Below are 16064 nucleotides of genomic sequence, written 5' to 3' on the forward strand. Positions count from 1 at the left end.
GGCGGGCGGGACTCCGGAAAATCGAACAGAGGGGGGTTGCCGGACCGCTCGCGTACCGTGGTCGGCATGGAGATCTGGATCAACCCGGCCTGTTCCAAGTGCCGCAGCGCGCTCACCCTGCTCGACACCGAGGGCGCCGACTACACCGTCCGCCGCTATCTGGAGGACGTACCGGGAGAGGACGAGATCAGGGCCGTGCTCGACCGGCTCGGGCTGGAGCCGTGGGACATCACGCGCACCCAGGAGGCCGCGGCGAAGGAGCTGGGCCTGAAGGAGTGGCCGCGGGACGCCGGGTCGCGCGACCGGTGGATCGCCGCGCTCACCGCGCACCCGAAGCTGATCCAGCGGCCGATCATCACCGCCGACGACGGCACGGCGGTCGTCGCCCGCACCGAGGAGGCCGTACGGGACGCGCTGTCCCGTAGGTGACAGGCCTGCCGCCGGGGGCGGCACGCGCGGGGGCGGTGGCGTGGCACAGGGGGCGAGCATCGCTCAACTTCCCTGTGACGCAGGTTACTTGAGATATCTGTGAAACCGCTGAGTAACCACGTTCGGTATCTCGTACATAGCGGCGTACGCTCCCCTACCTCTTCAGGAGGCGCGCATGTCGCGCAGGAGAACTCTCGGTACGAAGAAGAAGATCGCGCTGCTGGTCAGCGCGGCGGCGGTGGCGGGCGGCGGTGCCTTCGTCATGGCGAGCACGTCGAACGCCGCCCAGCCCGCCCAGACGGCCGCCGAGTCGACCGTCTGCCAGGGCCTCGCCACCGCTCTCGGCAACAACCAGCGGTTCATCGACGGGCAGCGGGCCAACCCCGACGCGCAGTCGGAGGCGCGGATCGCCAACCGGCAGGCCGTGATCGAGGAGATCAAGCGCAAGCAGGCGGCGTCCGGGTGCGTGGTCGGGGAGTCGGCTCAGGACTCCCAGTCCGCGCAGAACGGACAGCAGGGCGGCGCGCAGAACGGGCAGGGCGCCCAGCAGGGCCAGGGCGGCGGCCAGCAGGCCGGCGGCGGGGCCCAGGCCGGCGGCCAGCAGGCCGGCGGGGGCGCCCAGGACGGCGGCGGTGCCGTCGCCGCGGGCGAGCAGGTCTGCAAGGGCTCCACGGTGACGCTCTCGGGCGAGGGCGGGGCACCCGCCGCGTCCAGCAACCAGTTCCCCGCCGGCACCCGGCTGAAGGTCACCAACCTGGACAACAACAAGTCCACGACCGTGGAGGTGACCTCCGTCTCCGGCAGCTGTGTCCTGCTGAACAACGCGGCCTTCGAGCAGGTCCGCGAGCCCGGCAAGTTCCTGATCCGCCGGGCCGTGATCGAGAAGGTGGGGTGAGGCCGCAGACCGGAGACCGAGGAGTGGGTCGCTCAGGAACACACTGAGGCGGCGGCCCGGCTCCGGCGGCGCGGACCGCGGCAGCGCGCGACGGGAGACATCCGGGACCATGTCCACGCGCGCGTGCGGCAGCAGCGCCTCCGCCCCGGCCGCCTCCTCGCGTACGTCTCGGGTCCTGCTGTTCCCGGCCGGGAGCAGCAGGACCCCGGCGCGTCCGGGCGCCCACGTCGGACGGTTCCGCCCGCGCCCCCTCTGCGCAAACCGTGAGACGCGCCACACCGACCCCAGGTAACACGGGGTTCACATACGGGCAATGGCCGGGAAATCGCCTGTTGACAGGCTCCGGGGCATCGCAGCTCGGCGCCCCAGTGCCGTAGCGCCGCAGCACCCGCACCCGCGTCCGCCCCACCCGAAGGAAGTGGCCCGTGACCTTCAAGGCTGAGTACATCTGGATCGACGGCACCCAGCCGACCGCCAAGCTCCGCTCCAAGACGAAGATCATCGCGGGTGAGCCCGCCGGTCTGGACGCGCTGCCGATCTGGGGCTTCGACGGGTCCTCCACCAACCAGGCCGAGGGGCACTCCTCGGACCGTGTCCTCAAGCCGGTCTTCACCTGCCCCGACCCGATCCGCGGCGGCGACGACGTCCTCGTCCTGTGCGAGGTCCTCGACATCGACATGACGCCGCACGCGTCCAACACCCGTGCCGCGCTCGCCGAGGTCGCCGAGAAGTTCGCCGCGCAGGAGCCGATCTTCGGCATCGAGCAGGAGTACACCTTCTTCGACGGCTCCCGCCCGCTCGGCTTCCCCGAGGGCGGCTTCCCCGCCCCGCAGGGCGGCTACTACTGCGGTGTCGGCGCCGACGAGATCTTCGGCCGCGAGATCGTCGAGAAGCACCTGGACAACTGTCTCAAGGCGGGCCTGGGCATCTCCGGCATCAACGCCGAGGTCATGCCCGGCCAGTGGGAGTTCCAGGTCGGCCCGCTCTCCCCGCTGGAGGTCTCCGACCAGCTGTGGGTTGCCCGCTGGCTGCTCTACCGCACCGCCGAGGACTTCGGGATCTCCGCCACCCTCGACCCCAAGCCGGTCAAGGGCGACTGGAACGGCGCCGGCGCGCACACCAACTTCTCCACCAAGGCGATGCGCGAGGGCTACGACGCCATCATCACCGCCTGCGAGGCGCTCGGTGAGGGCTCCAAGCCGCTCGACCACGTCAAGAACTACGGCGCCGGCATCGACGACCGCCTCACCGGCCTGCACGAGACCGCCCCGTGGGACCAGTACTCCTACGGCGTCTCCGACCGCGGCGCCTCCGTGCGCATCCCGTGGCAGGTCGAGAAGGACGGCAAGGGCTACATCGAGGACCGCCGCCCCAACGCCAACGTCGACCCGTACGTCGTGACCCGGCTGCTCGTCGACACCTGCTGCTCCGCGCTGGAGAAGGCCGGCCAGGTCTGATCCCGCCCCCACGCACCCGAAAGGCGCCCACTGTCCGGTGGGCGCCTTTCGCGTCCATCCAGTGAGAGAAGGCTCCAAGCAGGGCCCCGAGTCTGCTTCAATGGACGCATGGCCAGCATCCAGAAGCACACCGCGACAGGTCGCCATGACCTCGAGCCCTTCTGGCCTTCCCGTCAGCACCACGACTTCGACCGGGTGTGTTGCCGCGCGACGAACGCGCGGGCCCTCTAAAGCCGTAACCCCCGGCCTTCGGCCAGCGCGACAAGCCGTACGTCCTCGACGGCCCGACCACGAATCGCCGCCGTCGTCCCCTCTCGACGAACGACGACCCTCTCGCGCGAAAGAGCTGACCTCTCATGGCGACCACTCGTTCCCTGTCCACCGCCCCCGCCCCCGCCCGGCACCGGCTGCGAGCCGTACCGGACGACGCGTTCGACGTCGCGGACTTCCTGCCGCCCGGCGCCACCTGGCTGCCCGCGCCCGAGCACACCCTGCCCGCCCTGCCCGGCCGTCCCCCCATGGTCGGCTACCTGGTGCTCGTGCCGGCCGACCAGCAGCCGCCGTTCCCGCCCGTCGCGGCCGTGCCCGAGCCGCCCGCCGACGAGGCCGAACCGCTCGTGCGGATCGACCCCGTGCAGCGCACCGCCCAGGTCGACGGACGTGAACTCGACCTGACGTACCTGGAGTTCGAACTCCTCGCCCACCTGGTCGCCCACCCGCACCGGGTGCACACCCGCGACCAGCTCGTCACCACCGTGTGGGGCTACGGCCACGTCGGCGACGGCCGCACCGTCGACGTCCACATCGCCCGCCTCCGGCGCAAGCTCGGCGCCGAACACCGCGGCGCGATCCAGACGGTCCGCCGCGTCGGCTACAAGTACTCCCCGCCCACCGGCCGCTGACCCCGCCGCTCCCCCGCTCTGCCCGCAGCAGATCACCGTTCCCGGCCGCGGCCCGCCCTGGCACAGTCGCCCCCATGAGACTTCTCGTACTGGGCGGGACGCAATTCGTCGGACGGGCCGTCACCGAAGCGGCCCTCGGCCGCGGCTGGGACGTGACCGTGTTCCACCGGGGCCTGCTCGCCGCGCCGCCGCCCGGCGTGCGGCGGCTCACCGGCGATCGCACCGCACCCGGCGGGCTCGCCGCGCTCGACGACGGCACCACCTGGGACGCCGTCATCGACACCTGGTCGCAGGCGCCGCGCGCCGTCCACGAGGCGGCTCGGCTGCTGCGCGACCGCGCCGAACGGTACGTGTACGTGTCGAGCTGCTCGGTGTACGCGTGGGCGCCGCCCGCCGGGTACGACGAGACCGCGCCCGTCGTCGACGGTGCCGCACCCGACGCCGAGCAGACCGACTACCAGCGCGACAAGCGGGGCGGGGAACTCGCCGCCCTCGACGCGTTCGGGAGCAGGCGCACGGTCCTGGCCCGCTGCGGGCTGATCCTCGGCCCCTGGGAGAACGTGGGCCGGCTGCCCTGGTGGCTCACCCGCATCGCCCGCGGCGGCCCCGTCCTCGCGCCCGGCCCCCGCGAACTGCCCCTCCAGTACATCGACGTACGGGACCTCGCCGACTGGCTGCTCGGCGCCGCCGAACAGCGGCTGTCCGGCCCGTACAACCTGATGAGCCCGCAGGGCCACACCACCATGGGCGAACTCCTCGACACCTGCGCCGACATCACCGGCGGCCCCGCCGAACTGCGCTGGACCGACCCGCGGACGATCCTCGACGCGGGCATCGAACCTGGACCGAGCTGCCGGTGTGGGTGCCGCCCGACAGTGAGGAACACGCCGCGCTGCACTCCGCCGACGTCACCCGGGCGCTCGCCACCGGACTGAGGTGCCGGCCGGTACGGCGGACCGTCGCCGACGCCTGGAGCTGGGTGCGCTCCCTCGACGGGCCGCCGCCCCTCTCACCGCGCGCCGTGAAGGGCCTCGATGCCGCCACCGAGGCAAAGGTCCTCGGCCCGGACGGAGACCCGGACTCAGGCCCGGACGAGGGCCCGGACGAGGGCCCGGACGAGGGCCCGGACGGAGGTGTACCTGGCACCACCCCCGGACGGGGGGGCTGACCCCAGTGCCCGCCGCCCGCGCCTCCGGAAGACTGGCGGCATGAACACCGACACGAAGAACGGCGGCGAGGTGCGGGCGGGTGCGCGGGAAGCGCTGCTCGCCGCCGTACGGGGGCTGGCGCTGGCGGCGGCGATGCTGCCGGTCGCCGTACTGATCTTCACGCTCACCGTCCTGTCCATAGGCCTGATCCCGCTCGGCATCGGCATCGTCACCACACCGCCGCTGCTGGACGCGGTGCGGACCTTCGCCGACAAGCGCCGTGAACTGGCCGAACGCTGGTGCGGCATCAGCATCCCCGCCGTGTACCGTCCGGCCCCGACGGACCCCACCCCGTGGAACCGGATGATCGCGCTGCTGGGCGATCCGCAGACCTGGCGTGACATGCGCTGGCTGCTCCTCGACATGTCGGCCGGCTACTTCACGGCGCTGCTGCCGGCGCTGCTGGTCCTCTGGCCGGTGGAGGGCTTCGCGCTCGCCGCGGGGCTGTGGCGGGTCGTGGCCGGCGGCAGCCACGGCACGTACTGGTACGGCTTCGTCCCCGTCACCGGCCAGGCCACCGCCCTCGCCGCGGCCGGCCTCGGCGTCGTCGTGCTCCTGGCGGGCCTGCGCTGGGCCCCCCGGCTGCTGCGCGTGCACTTCACACTCACCCGGGCGCTGCTGATCCCCAGCCCCGCCGAACTCGCCGAACGCGTCAAGGTGCTCACCGAGACCCGCCGGGACGCCGTGGACACCTCCGCCGCCGAACTGCGCCGCATCGAACGCGACCTGCACGACGGGGCGCAGGCCCGGCTCGTGGCGATGGGCATGGACCTCGGCACCGTCGAGATGCTCCTCGACAAGGACCCCGAGCAGGCCAAGAAGCTCCTCGCGCAGGCCCGCCGCAACAGCGCGGAGGCGCTGAACGAGCTGCGCGACCTGGTCCGCGGCATCCACCCGCCGGTCCTCGCCGAACGCGGACTCGGCGACGCCGTGCGGGCGCTGGCGCTGCGGCTGCCGGTGGAGACCGAGGTGACGGTGGAGCTGCCGGGCCGGGCGGACGCGCCGGTGGAGTCGGCGGCGTACTTCGCGGTCAGCGAGATCCTCACCAACGCGGTCAAGCACTCCGGCGCCGACCGGATCTGGGTGGACGTGCACCACACCGGGGACCGGCTGCGGATCGCCGTCACCGACAACGGCACCGGCGGTGCGGTGGTCCAGCCCGGCTCGGGCCTCGCCGGCATCGAACGCAGGCTCGGTACATTCGACGGCGTCCTGGCCGTCAGCAGTCCCGCGGGCGGCCCCACCATGGTCACCGTGGAGATTCCGTGCGCGTTGTCCTAGCCGAGGATCTGTTCCTGCTGCGCGACGGCCTCGTGCGGCTTCTCGAGGCCTACGGCTTCGAGATCGCCGCCGCCGTCGAGTCCGGCCCCGAACTGGCCGCCGCCCTGGCCGAACAGGAGCCGGACGTCGCCGTGGTGGACGTGCGGCTGCCGCCCACCCACACCGACGAGGGGCTCCAGTGCGCGCTCGAGGCCCGCCGCAGGAAACCCGGCATGCCGGTGCTGGTGCTGTCCCAGCACGTGGAGCAGCTGTACGCGCGTGAGCTGCTCGCCGACGGCAGCGGCGGCGTCGGCTATCTGCTGAAGGACCGCGTGTTCGACGCGGACAGCTTCGTGGACGCCGTACGACGCGTCGCCGCCGGCGGCACCGCGATGGACCCCCAGGTCATCCAGCAGCTGCTGGCCCGGCGCTCCGGCGAGGACCGGCCGCTGGCCCGGCTGACCCCGCGGGAGCGGGAGGTGCTGGAGCTGATGGCGCAGGGCCGGTCCAACGCGGCGATCGCCGCGAAGCTGGTGGTGACGGAACGGGCCATCGCCAAACACACCGCCAACATCTTCACCAAACTGGGACTGGAGGTGTCGGACGACGACAACCGGCGCGTCCTCGCTGTGCTCGCTTATCTCGATCACGGCCGCTGACCTGCAACTCCTCTGATTCTTCGCGGAGTTTGAACACCACAGGAGCCCCGTGCGTATCCATGGGAGCCGCTTCACTCCTGTCGGGCGCCACGCTGCTGCCCCACAAGCCCGCAAGGAAGTCAGAGGAGTTCCATGGGACGCAACACACGAAAACGCCGCTCGTCGATGGCCACCAAGGCCATAGCTGCATCGGCGGCCCTAGCGCTCGGCGGGGGCGGGCTGGTCTGGGCCAACTTCTACGCATCGGCACACGAGAAGAACCACTCGTCGTCGCCGAGCTGGACGAAGGCCGCGGCCGGTCAGGTGGCGACGATCTCGTGCCCGGATGTCGGGCAGAAGCTCACCGACGTGCCGAACCGGGCCCGCGGTGAGGTGGACGGCGAACTCGCCACGCTGGACCGGCAGGTCACCGAGGCCTATCAGCGGCTGGTGAACACCAGGAACGCGCAGGCCAGGGACGCCAACTTCGTGCAGAACAGCATCCTGGGCCCGCTGAAGGACAAACGGAAGGCGATCCTCGACAGGATCAGGCTGGAGATCACCCGGGCGGGCGGCGCCGAACCGAACAACCTGGACGCTCTCGCCCCCTGCACCGGCACCACCGCCGAGCCGCAGACCAACGACGGCGGCCAGAACGGGGACGGCCAGAACAACGGTCAGAACAACGGCGGCGGACAGGACCAGAACGGCAACGGCGGACAGCAGGGCGGCATCGGCGGCCAGGCCGGCAACGGCCCCGTCGCGGCCGACTTCGTCGACATCACCAAGGTCCGGCCGAACGTGAAGGCCAAGCCGCGTCGCACCGGCCGCGCCTCCACCGGCAGCTTCACCACCCGCTGCGGTGTGAACGTCAACAAGAACTACAACACCGACAACGTCATCGTGGCCCCCGGCGTCACCAACGGTGCCCACCACACCCACGACTACGTCGGCAACCAGAAGATCAACGCGTTCTCCAGCAACGACAACTTCCTCCAGGGCGGCACCAGCTGCCAGAACAAGAACGACCTGTCGTCGTACTACTGGCCGGTGCTGCGGGTGCAGGACGGCACGCAGGAGTTCGACCAGAACCAGGACGGCGGCGGCAAGGAGGGCAACGTCGGCCGCATCCTGACCGCGAAGCAGGCCGAGATCAAGTACGTCGGCAGCCCGACCAGCAAGGTCGTCCCGATGCCGCAGTTCCTGCGCATCATCACCGGTGACGCCAAGACCACCACCAACGGTCTGGCCAACGCCAACGCGCACTGGAGCTGCACCGGCTTCGAGAACAAGGTGCAGCTGACCGAGCAGTACCCGATCTGCCCGCGGGGCAGCAGCGTGGTCCGCACGTTCGCCTTCCAGAGCTGCTGGGACGGCCAGAACATCGACAGCGCCAACCACCGCACCCACGTCGACTTCGCCGACGCCAACGGCAACTGCAAGAACGGCTTCAAGGCCATCCCGCAGCTGACCATGCGCCTGGTGTACGACGTGCCGCGGCCCGTGATACGCAACGGGCAGGTGCAGAACGCCTACGCCGTGGACGGCTTCCCGGAGCAGCTGCACAAGCCGGCCACCGACCACGACGACTTCATCAGCATCACGACCGGCGGTCTGGCGAAGAAGATCGCCAACTGCATCAACCGCGGCCAGCGCTGCTCCTGACGCAGCCGGCCGACCCGGACGGAAACCGGCGGTGGACCCCCCTCCCACCGCCGGTTTTCCATGTCCTCATGACCAGCCGCTCAGTGCCCGCCGTGCGAGGCCGAGTGCGACGGCGTCGAGTGCGACCCCGACGACGAGTGCCCCGAGTGGTCGATGCCCTCCTCGATGTCCCCGCCGAGCGTGGCCCGCAGCGTGCTCACGACAGCGGACTCGCCGACGGCGACCCACTTGCGGCCGACGAGGTAGTGGCCGCCGTAGTCCTTGGCCTCGTTGATCCACTCGCGCTGCCCGCGGTCGGTGGCGAAGGTCGCGAGGACGAACCGGCCGTCGGAGGTGCGGCAGATGGCCTGACGGATCTCGTCGGCGTCGGTCTGCATGTCGGGCCGGCACTTCACCTCGGCGGCGAGCCGCTCCAGGCTGCCCGTCGCCGTCGGCGGCACCGACTCCCCCTGCCCGTCGCCGTGCCCGCCGTCACCACCGGAGCCGCAGCCGGCCAGCAGCAGTGCCGCGGTCGCCGCGCAGATCGCGGCGTGTGTCACCCTCATCTGTTCCTCCCTGAAGGGGCCTCCCCCTCGATACGGCTCCCGGGGCCGCGTCGCTCAAATCGACTGCCGCACGCGCACAGCTGTGCGAAGGTAGCCCGATGACCGAGGACTGGGAAGAGCGGGTGGCCGCGGCGTGGGCCTCCTTCGACGAATATCCCGAGGAACGCGCCGCCGAGTTCCGGGCGCTGATCGACACGCTCGTCGCCGAACTGCCCGACGACAGCCCGCTCGGCCCGTTCGAGCAGGCCTGCGCCTGGGACTCCACGGGCCGGCCCGACAAGGCCGTACCCCTGTACCGGGAGGCGCTGGCGCGCGGGCTCGACGGCTACCGCGCCCGGCGCGCGAAGATCCAGCTGTCCAGCTCGCTGCGGAACCTGGGACAGCCCGAGGAGGGCGTGAAGCTGCTCACGCCCGAGCTGGACGCGCCCTCCGACGAGCTGGACGACGCGATCCGTGCCGCGCTCGCGCTGTGCCTGTCGAGCCTGGGCCGGGACCGGGAGGGACTGTCCCTGGTGCTCGGCGCGCTCGCCCCGCATCTGCCGCGCTACCAGCGGTCGATGGCGAACTACGCGCGGGCGCTCGTCAACCCCGAGGAGTGACATCACCCGTACGGCGGTGACCTGTCGACGTCCGGCTCGTTGCGCTGGACGTGCAGTCACAGGATGTCGCTTCGCGCACCGCCGCCCCCGCCCCCGACCCGGTCGTCGACGTCGAGCAGGCCGAGGCCGCCCTCGTCGAGCACTACCCGCGGCTCGTCCGGATCGCCTACCTGGTGCTGCCTCCCGGCCTCGGCCGGGGCCGGCGGGTGATGGCCGCGCACGCGATCGTCCAGCGTGCCCTGCCCCGCGGCCGGACCAGGACCCCCGTCATCCCGGCGCAGGCGAGCGGCCGGGACGGCGACCCCGGCTACGCCTTCGTGCGGCTGCGGGTGCTGCGGGCGGCGCTGGAGGCGGGAGGAAAGCGGCGCGGGCTGCCGAAGCGGGCCCAGTTGCCGCCGCTGCTGCCGCACGTGTGGGGGCTGAAGCTGTTCCCCCGCTCCGGCGGCGCCGAGGAACTCGCGCTGGAGCGGGAGCTGTCGAAGCTGACCGGCCCGGCCCGCGCGGCGTATGTGCTGCGCGGTCTGGAGCGGCTGCCCGACGGGGACGTCCGTGATGTACTCGCCGAGGCCGGCGCGGCCGACCCGGCGGCGGCGCTGCGGGCGGCCGAGCGGGTGCCGGCCCGGTACGAGCTGCTGACCTCCCCGGAGTTCGACGCGTGCGCGCTACAGGCCCGCCCCACCGACCTGATGCGGCGCCGCCAACACACCAGGGCCGCGCTGGCCGCGGCGGCGGCGCTCGCGGTGTGCGGGGCGCTGGTGGCGCTGCCCGGCGACGGCTGGGGGCCCGACGGTGCCGCCGCGCCCGTGTACGCGCAGAACCCGGCAGCCGAGGCCGCCCTCGACCCGGGCCGGCTGGTGCGGGTCGCCCCGAGCACCTGGAAGTCGGCGGCGCGCACCGACTTCTCGATGTGGCCGGCGCGCGGCGACCTGGTCGGCGACGAGGGCCTGCTGCGGCGGGCGCTCGCTGTGTGGGCGCGGCCCGGGGAGAACGTACGGGTGTCGTCCACGCCCGGCACGCAGACCGGCGGCCCGGCCGGCCCTCCCCAGCTGCTGTACGCGGGCACGGTCGATGCCGCGCGCGTCGTGATCCTCTACGACGGTCTGCGCATCGCCCGGTACGCCGAGCCGAAGGACGGCACGGCCGGGGCGGCGCTGGACTTCGCGCGCGTGGACGGGGCGACGGGCGCGGAGGCGGCGGCGATCGTGCTGGGCCGCACCGACGGCAACGTCCGCTATCTGACGGCGCCCTGGGTGTCGAAGGCCGCCGAGCGGGACCTGATGAAGCCGGCGTCCGGTGCGATGGACCTGGCGATCAGCGCCGGGATCACGGCACCCATGGCCAGCCCGGCGACCAGGTCGGGCGCGTGCACGTCGTGGAACGTGCTCCAGCTGACCGACGACACCGGCACGCACGTCCTGTCCGACCTGGGGGAGCTGGTGCCGGCCCGGCTGACCGTGGGCAGCCCCGCGAAGGAGAAGGACCTGTCCGGGTCGCGGGCGCTGCACGACTGGGCGCCGTACGCGTGCTCGCTGGGCGCGGTCCGCTCGCTGGGTGTGCGGTCGGTGAACGCGTGGTCGTTCGCCGAGCAGTCGCTCCCCGACGGCAGCGGCAGTGCCGAGTGGGTGTGCACGCGCGCGGAGACCTGGCGTGGCGCCGGGGCGCGGGCGCTGGCGCAGTTCCGCACTCCGGGCGGCCGGTACGGGGCGGTCGCGGCGAAGTCCGACGGCGGTCCGGCGTGCGGGCCGCGCGATCCGCACGCGCTGGCGGGTGTGCTGTGGAAGTCGAAAGGCGGCAACTGGTATCTGCTCGCGGCGGGCAGCCGGGACACCACGTCGGTGCGGGCGACGGGCGGCATCACCGGTTCGGCGGAGGGCAATGTGCTGACGGTGCGCGCCAAGGAGGGCGCGCAGGCCCAGCTGGAGGGGACCCTGGAGGACGGGCGGCGGATCAGCGGACTGCGCTGACCCCCGTATGTGACGACAGGCGTGACCGCTGATGCTTCGGTTGTGAACGACCGGGGCCGGTCGGGCCCGTTCGCGGCCGGATCCGATCGGTAAGGTGTTCGTATGACTACCGGGGTTCGCCGCAGAATGGGAGTCGAGGAGCGGCGGCAGCAGTTGATCGGCGTCGCCCTCGAACTGTTCAGCCGCCGCTCGCCCGACGAGGTCTCCATCGACGAGATAGCCTCCGCCGCGGGCATCTCGCGGCCGCTGGTGTATCACTACTTCCCCGGCAAACTCAGCCTGTACGAGGCCGCGTTGAAGCGTGCCTCGGAGGATCTCGCGGCCCGGTTCGTGGAGCCGCACGAGGGCCCGCTGGGCGCCCGCCTGCTGCGGGTCATGGGCCGTTTCTTCGACTTCGTGGACGATCACGGGCCCGGTTTCTACGCGCTGATGCGCGGCGGCCCCGCCGTCGGCTCGTCCACCACCAACGCGCTGATCGACGGCGTACGGCAGGCGGCGTACGACCAGATCCTGTCGCATCTGGACGTGGCGGAGCCGCCGGCGCGGCTGCAGCTGGTGATCCGCTCCTGGATCTCGCTCGTGGAGTCGACCGCGCTCCAGTGGCTGGACGGGCGGCGCGTCCCGCGCGCGGAGCTGGAGTCGCAGCTGGTGCACGACTTCGCCGCGCTGGCGGCGGTGAGCGCCGCGCACGACGAGGAGATGGCGGCGCTGCTGCGGCGCGTGTTCAAGGGCGAGCCGGGCGACGGTCCCTTCGCGGATCTGGCCGGCCGTCTCCTCGCGCTGGCCTCCTGAAAGGGCCCCGGCCGGTGGCGACGCCGGTGTCCGGACAAAGGGCCGGGGCCCGCCCCGTTCAGGGGGACGGGCCCCGGGTGGGGGGGGGCTGTCGGGCCGGGCCGCTCAGCGGCGGGTGAAGACCGCGACCGTGCGGGCGGGCACGGTGAACGTGCCGCCGCTGTACGACGCCGTCCGCACGACGGGGTCGGACCCGGACGCCTGCACCGGGTGCAGCCGGTACGCCGTGCCCGCGAGGGACGCGATGTGCTGCTTCTGCTGCTGCGGCGTCGCGTTGAACACGACGACCAGGTCACCGAGGCGCATGGTGATCACGCCCGGGGTCTCGTCGGTGCCGGACAGCGGGAAGGACAGCTGCCGCTGCACCTGCTCGGCGGTGCCGAGGGAGAACGCCTTCTCCGTGGTGCGGATGCGCAGCAGGTCCCGGTACGCGGCCGAGGCGCCTTCGATCTGCGCGCAGCCCACGCCGACACTGGTCAGCAGCGGCTCGGCGTACGGCCACTTGGACTTGTTGTCGGCGGCCGGGGGCAGGCCTCGGCCGAAGCCGTTGCCGTCGGCGCAGTTCCAGTGGATGGCGTTGAACCAGTCGCCGCTGTCGAAGGAGTTGCGGTCCAGCGACTTGGAGCGCAGCAGGTCGGTGCCGGCCTGGGAGAGCGCCGGGCCCTGCGACAGGGCGGCCGTCGCCATCGCGAGGACCTGCATACGGGCCCGGTCGGAGGCGTTCACCGACGCGGGCAGCTTGTAGGCGAGGGCGTCGAACAGTGACTCGTTGTCGTGCGCGTCGGCGTAGGCGAGGGCGTCGCCGGGGGCCGCCGCGTAACCGGCGGGGGCGCCGTTGTAGTCGACGTCGGAGCCCTTGACCTGCCTGCCGCTGGTGTCGGTGAACCGGTAGCCGGCGAGGTTGCCGCTCAGCCCGACCTTGATCAGGTCCTGGTAGTGCAGCAGCCGTGCCTTCTGCTCGGCCGGGGTGCCGTTCGCCGGGGAGGAGTTCGGCTCGGTGTACAGGCCGGAGGCGAAGCCCTGCACGCCGGGGTCCTCGTCGAAGGGGCCGCCGCCGCGGACGGCGTCACGGGCCCGGTCGGAGAAGGTGGCGATGCCGGTGCCGGCCATGTTCTTCTGCGTGGCCTGCACGAAGCGGGCGTCGTCGGCGACCTCGCCGAAGTTCCAGCCCTCGCCGTACAGGATGATCTTCTTGCCGTCGACGCCGTCCTTGGCGGGGGTCAGCTGGTCGAGGGCCTTGCGGACGGCGAGGATGTTCGCCTTGGGGTGGTGGCCCATGAGGTCGAAGCGGAACCCGTCGACCTTGTACTGCTTGGCCCAGGTGACGATCGAGTCGACGACCAGCTTGCCCATCATCGCGTTCTCGGTGGCGGTGTTGGCACAGCAGGTGCTGTTGGCGACGGAGCCGTCGGCGAGGAGCCGCTGGTAGTAGCCGGGCACCACCTTGTCGAGGACGCTGGTGTCGGCCTGTCCGGCGGCGGCGGTGTGGTTGTAGACGACGTCCATGACGACGCGCAGGCCGTCCTCGTTGATCGCCTTGACCATCTCGCGGAACTGGACCGTGCGGGCGGTGCCGTCCGGGTCGGTGGCGTAGGAGCCCTCCGGGACCGTGTAGTGGTACGGGTCGTAGCCCCAGTTGTAGGCGTCCTTCGCGGCGGTCGCGGCGACGCACTCCTGCTGCTTGTCGGAGTCCGCGGGCAGGGAGGCCAGATCGCAGTCCGGGGTGGTCTGGTCGGCCTTCCGCTCGGGGATGGTGGCGATGTCGAACGCGGGCAGCAGATGCACGTACGAGGTGCCCGCACCGGCGAGGGCCCGCAGATGCTTCGAGCCGTCGCTGAGCTTGTCGGTGAAGGCCAGGTAGGTGCCCCGGTCGCGGGCGGGCACGGTGCTGTCCGCGACGGAGAAGTCCCGGATGTGCAGTTCCTGGATCTGCGCGTCCTTCAGCGGCACCGCCTTCGGCTTGGTGTACGTGGTCCAGCCGCTCGGCGCGAGCGCCTTGTCGGCGAGGTCGACGACGAGGCTCCGCTCGGAGTCGGCGGTGAGGGCGACGGAGTACGGGTCGGTGACCTTGTTGGTGACAAGCCGGCGGACACTGGGCGCCCACACCGTCACGACGTACCGGTACGGCTTGTTCTTCCAGGAGGCCGGGCCGGTCACGGACCACACGCCGGTGGTGTCGTCGCGGCGCATCGGCACGGTGGACCCGCCGATCTCCAGGCGGACGGACCGCGCGGTCGGCGCCCACACGGACAGGGTGGGGCGGCCGTGCCGGAACACCGGTCCGAGCTGCGCCTTCGTCGCGCCCGGGTACAGCGCGTCGAGGACGCCCGCGATCTGCACGCCGGTCGCGGCGAGGACAGCGCCGTTCGCGGCGCGCTGGGAGGCGACGAGCTGGCCGCGCAGCGCCTCGGGGACGCGGTCGCGGTCGCGCGGGTCGACGGACCAGGCGGTGTACGCCTTCAGGTGCGGGTACTTCGCCTTCTGCGCGTCGGTGAGCGTGGTCCGCGTCAGCCGGATCCACCGCTCGTCGGTGCTGGTGAGGGTGGCGTTCTCGGCCTTGATGGAACCGGTGCGGGAGTACAGCAGCTGGGTGGAGGCGGCGCCGTCGGAGCCGTTCCACGCGAGGGTGTCGCGGTCGATCCAGATCGCCTTGGAGGTGGTCAGGTCGAGTGCGGCGGACGAACCGGCCGGCTGCGGCAGCAGGTACGACTCCTGGCCGGCGAGCAGCCACACCTCGTACCCGTTCGCCTTGAGGTCGAGGGACTGGTCGGTGGGCAGGTCCTTCTCGTCGCCCTTGTGGACGATGTAGCTGAGGCTGGTCGCGCCGGCGGCGAGGGGCACCTCGAAGACGGCGCCGTAGGCGTCGGTGCGCACGGGCCGCAGCGGCTTCGACCAGTCGGTGGGCTGGGCGGCGCCGGTCCAGGTGTGCAGGCCCCAGCCGTCGTAGTTCCCGTCGGCGCGGTGGTAGTGCAGGACGGCCTTGTCCGTGTCCTGGGCGGGCTGGTCGGGGCGTTCGGTGAGCACGTCGGGGTTGCCCTGCTCGACCCAGACCTCGCCGGTCTTCGTCACGTCGATGGCGCGGTCGGCGGAGACGTCCTTGTTCCCGTCCTTGTCGACGACGAGGAAGCCGACGTCGGAGGCTCCGGGCTTCAGCTTGACCCAGGCGAAGGCGCCGTAGGCGTCGCGGCCGGTGAAGGGGTGGCCGGCGGGCCACTCGGTGGCCTCGCCGTCGGCGAGGTCGCCCCAGGCGTACAGGCCCCAGTCGGTGTAGTCGCCGTCGGGGCGCTTGTAGTGGACGATGGCGTACTCGCGGGAGGACGCGGCGGGCTTCTCCTCGGCGGGCGGGGTGCCCGTGACGGAGGCGGCGGTGGCGCTCGCGGTACGGCCGGTGCGGTCGACGACGACGGCCTTGTAGCGCAGGGCGGTCCCGGCGGGGACGTCCTTGCCGATGGTGTGGGTGACCTTGTACGGGGCGTGGTCGGCGGAGCCGAGGATCTGCCACTTGCCGTTGCCGGTCTGCGCGGCGAAGACGACCCGGTCGAGCTGTCCGCCGTCCACGTCGGCGGTGACCTCGACGGTGCCGGTGGCGCCGGCGGCGGGGGCGGTCAGGGCGTTGAGGCCGGAGGTGAAAACCGCCGCGACGGCCGCGAGGATCACGGCCACGGGCCACGATCGTGCGAGTGAGGTGCGCATGGGACCTCCTGGGAAGG

Annotated in this window: 12 protein-coding genes and 1 pseudogene; 11 read left to right on the top strand and 2 right to left on the bottom strand. The window is 72.2% G+C overall.

The window, feature by feature from the left end; translation table 11 throughout:
- The first annotated feature begins 66 nt into the window (after nucleotides 1–66).
- The 8 genes and pseudogenes from MTQ10_RS17255 (at nucleotide 67) to MTQ10_RS17295 (ending at nucleotide 8454) form a co-directional block, all read left to right on the top strand.
- Nucleotides 67–429, top strand: coding sequence for an arsenate reductase family protein (locus MTQ10_RS17255; RefSeq protein ID WP_247468997.1), 363 nt, complete (start codon nucleotides 67–69; stop codon nucleotides 427–429).
- 175 nt (nucleotides 430–604) lie between these two features.
- Nucleotides 605–1324 carry a septal ring lytic transglycosylase RlpA family protein gene (locus MTQ10_RS17260; protein WP_247468999.1) on the top strand — a complete coding sequence of 240 codons (720 nt, stop codon included), beginning with the start codon at nucleotides 605–607 and terminating at the stop codon, nucleotides 1322–1324.
- A gap of 425 nt (nucleotides 1325–1749) precedes the next feature.
- A complete protein-coding gene (glnII, locus tag MTQ10_RS17265; protein ID WP_247469001.1) occupies nucleotides 1750–2781 on the top strand; it encodes a glutamine synthetase in 1032 nt (343 codons plus the stop codon).
- Nucleotides 2782–3137: 356 nt separating this feature from the next.
- Nucleotides 3138–3683 (top strand): winged helix-turn-helix domain-containing protein, encoded by a 546-nt coding sequence (locus tag MTQ10_RS17275; RefSeq protein ID WP_247469003.1) that lies wholly within the window; start codon nucleotides 3138–3140, stop codon nucleotides 3681–3683.
- 74 nt (nucleotides 3684–3757) lie between these two features.
- Nucleotides 3758–4851: pseudogene (locus MTQ10_RS17280) on the top strand (SDR family oxidoreductase).
- 40 nt (nucleotides 4852–4891) lie between these two features.
- On the top strand, nucleotides 4892–6172 hold the full coding sequence (locus tag MTQ10_RS17285) for a sensor histidine kinase (protein WP_247469005.1): 1281 nt from the start codon (nucleotides 4892–4894) through the stop codon (nucleotides 6170–6172).
- A complete protein-coding gene (locus MTQ10_RS17290) occupies nucleotides 6157–6810 on the top strand; it encodes a response regulator (RefSeq protein WP_247469007.1) in 654 nt (217 codons plus the stop codon). Before MTQ10_RS17285 ends, MTQ10_RS17290 begins: the two co-directional genes overlap by 16 nt.
- Before the next feature lie 132 nt (nucleotides 6811–6942).
- Nucleotides 6943–8454 carry a DUF1996 domain-containing protein gene (locus tag MTQ10_RS17295; protein WP_247469009.1) on the top strand — a complete coding sequence of 504 codons (1512 nt, stop codon included), beginning with the start codon at nucleotides 6943–6945 and terminating at the stop codon, nucleotides 8452–8454.
- 80 nt (nucleotides 8455–8534) lie between these two features.
- Here the strand turns inward: MTQ10_RS17295 and MTQ10_RS17300 are convergent, their stop codons facing one another.
- Nucleotides 8535–8999 (bottom strand): hypothetical protein, encoded by a 465-nt coding sequence (locus MTQ10_RS17300; protein WP_247469010.1) that lies wholly within the window; start codon nucleotides 8997–8999, stop codon nucleotides 8535–8537.
- Between the two features lie 98 nt (nucleotides 9000–9097).
- On the opposite strand from MTQ10_RS17300, the gene MTQ10_RS17305 reads away from it, so the two are divergent.
- From MTQ10_RS17305 to MTQ10_RS17315, 3 genes are all read left to right on the top strand, one after another.
- Nucleotides 9098–9598 (top strand): tetratricopeptide repeat protein, encoded by a 501-nt coding sequence (locus tag MTQ10_RS17305; protein WP_247469012.1) that lies wholly within the window; start codon nucleotides 9098–9100, stop codon nucleotides 9596–9598.
- A gap of 50 nt (nucleotides 9599–9648) precedes the next feature.
- Nucleotides 9649–11562, top strand: a complete 1914-nt coding sequence (locus MTQ10_RS17310) for a hypothetical protein (RefSeq protein WP_247469013.1) — start codon at nucleotides 9649–9651, stop codon at nucleotides 11560–11562.
- A gap of 102 nt (nucleotides 11563–11664) precedes the next feature.
- On the top strand, nucleotides 11665–12354 hold the full coding sequence (locus MTQ10_RS17315) for a TetR/AcrR family transcriptional regulator (protein WP_247469015.1): 690 nt from the start codon (nucleotides 11665–11667) through the stop codon (nucleotides 12352–12354).
- Nucleotides 12355–12459: 105 nt separating this feature from the next.
- Here the strand turns inward: MTQ10_RS17315 and pulA are convergent.
- A partial coding sequence (pulA, locus tag MTQ10_RS17320; RefSeq protein WP_247469024.1) for a pullulanase-type alpha-1,6-glucosidase occupies nucleotides 12460–16064 on the bottom strand: 3605 nt, incomplete at its 5' end.

The sequence above is a fragment of the Streptomyces sp. XM83C genome (assembly GCF_023072675.1).
Lineage (GTDB): Bacteria > Actinomycetota > Actinomycetes > Streptomycetales > Streptomycetaceae > Streptomyces > Streptomyces thermocoprophilus.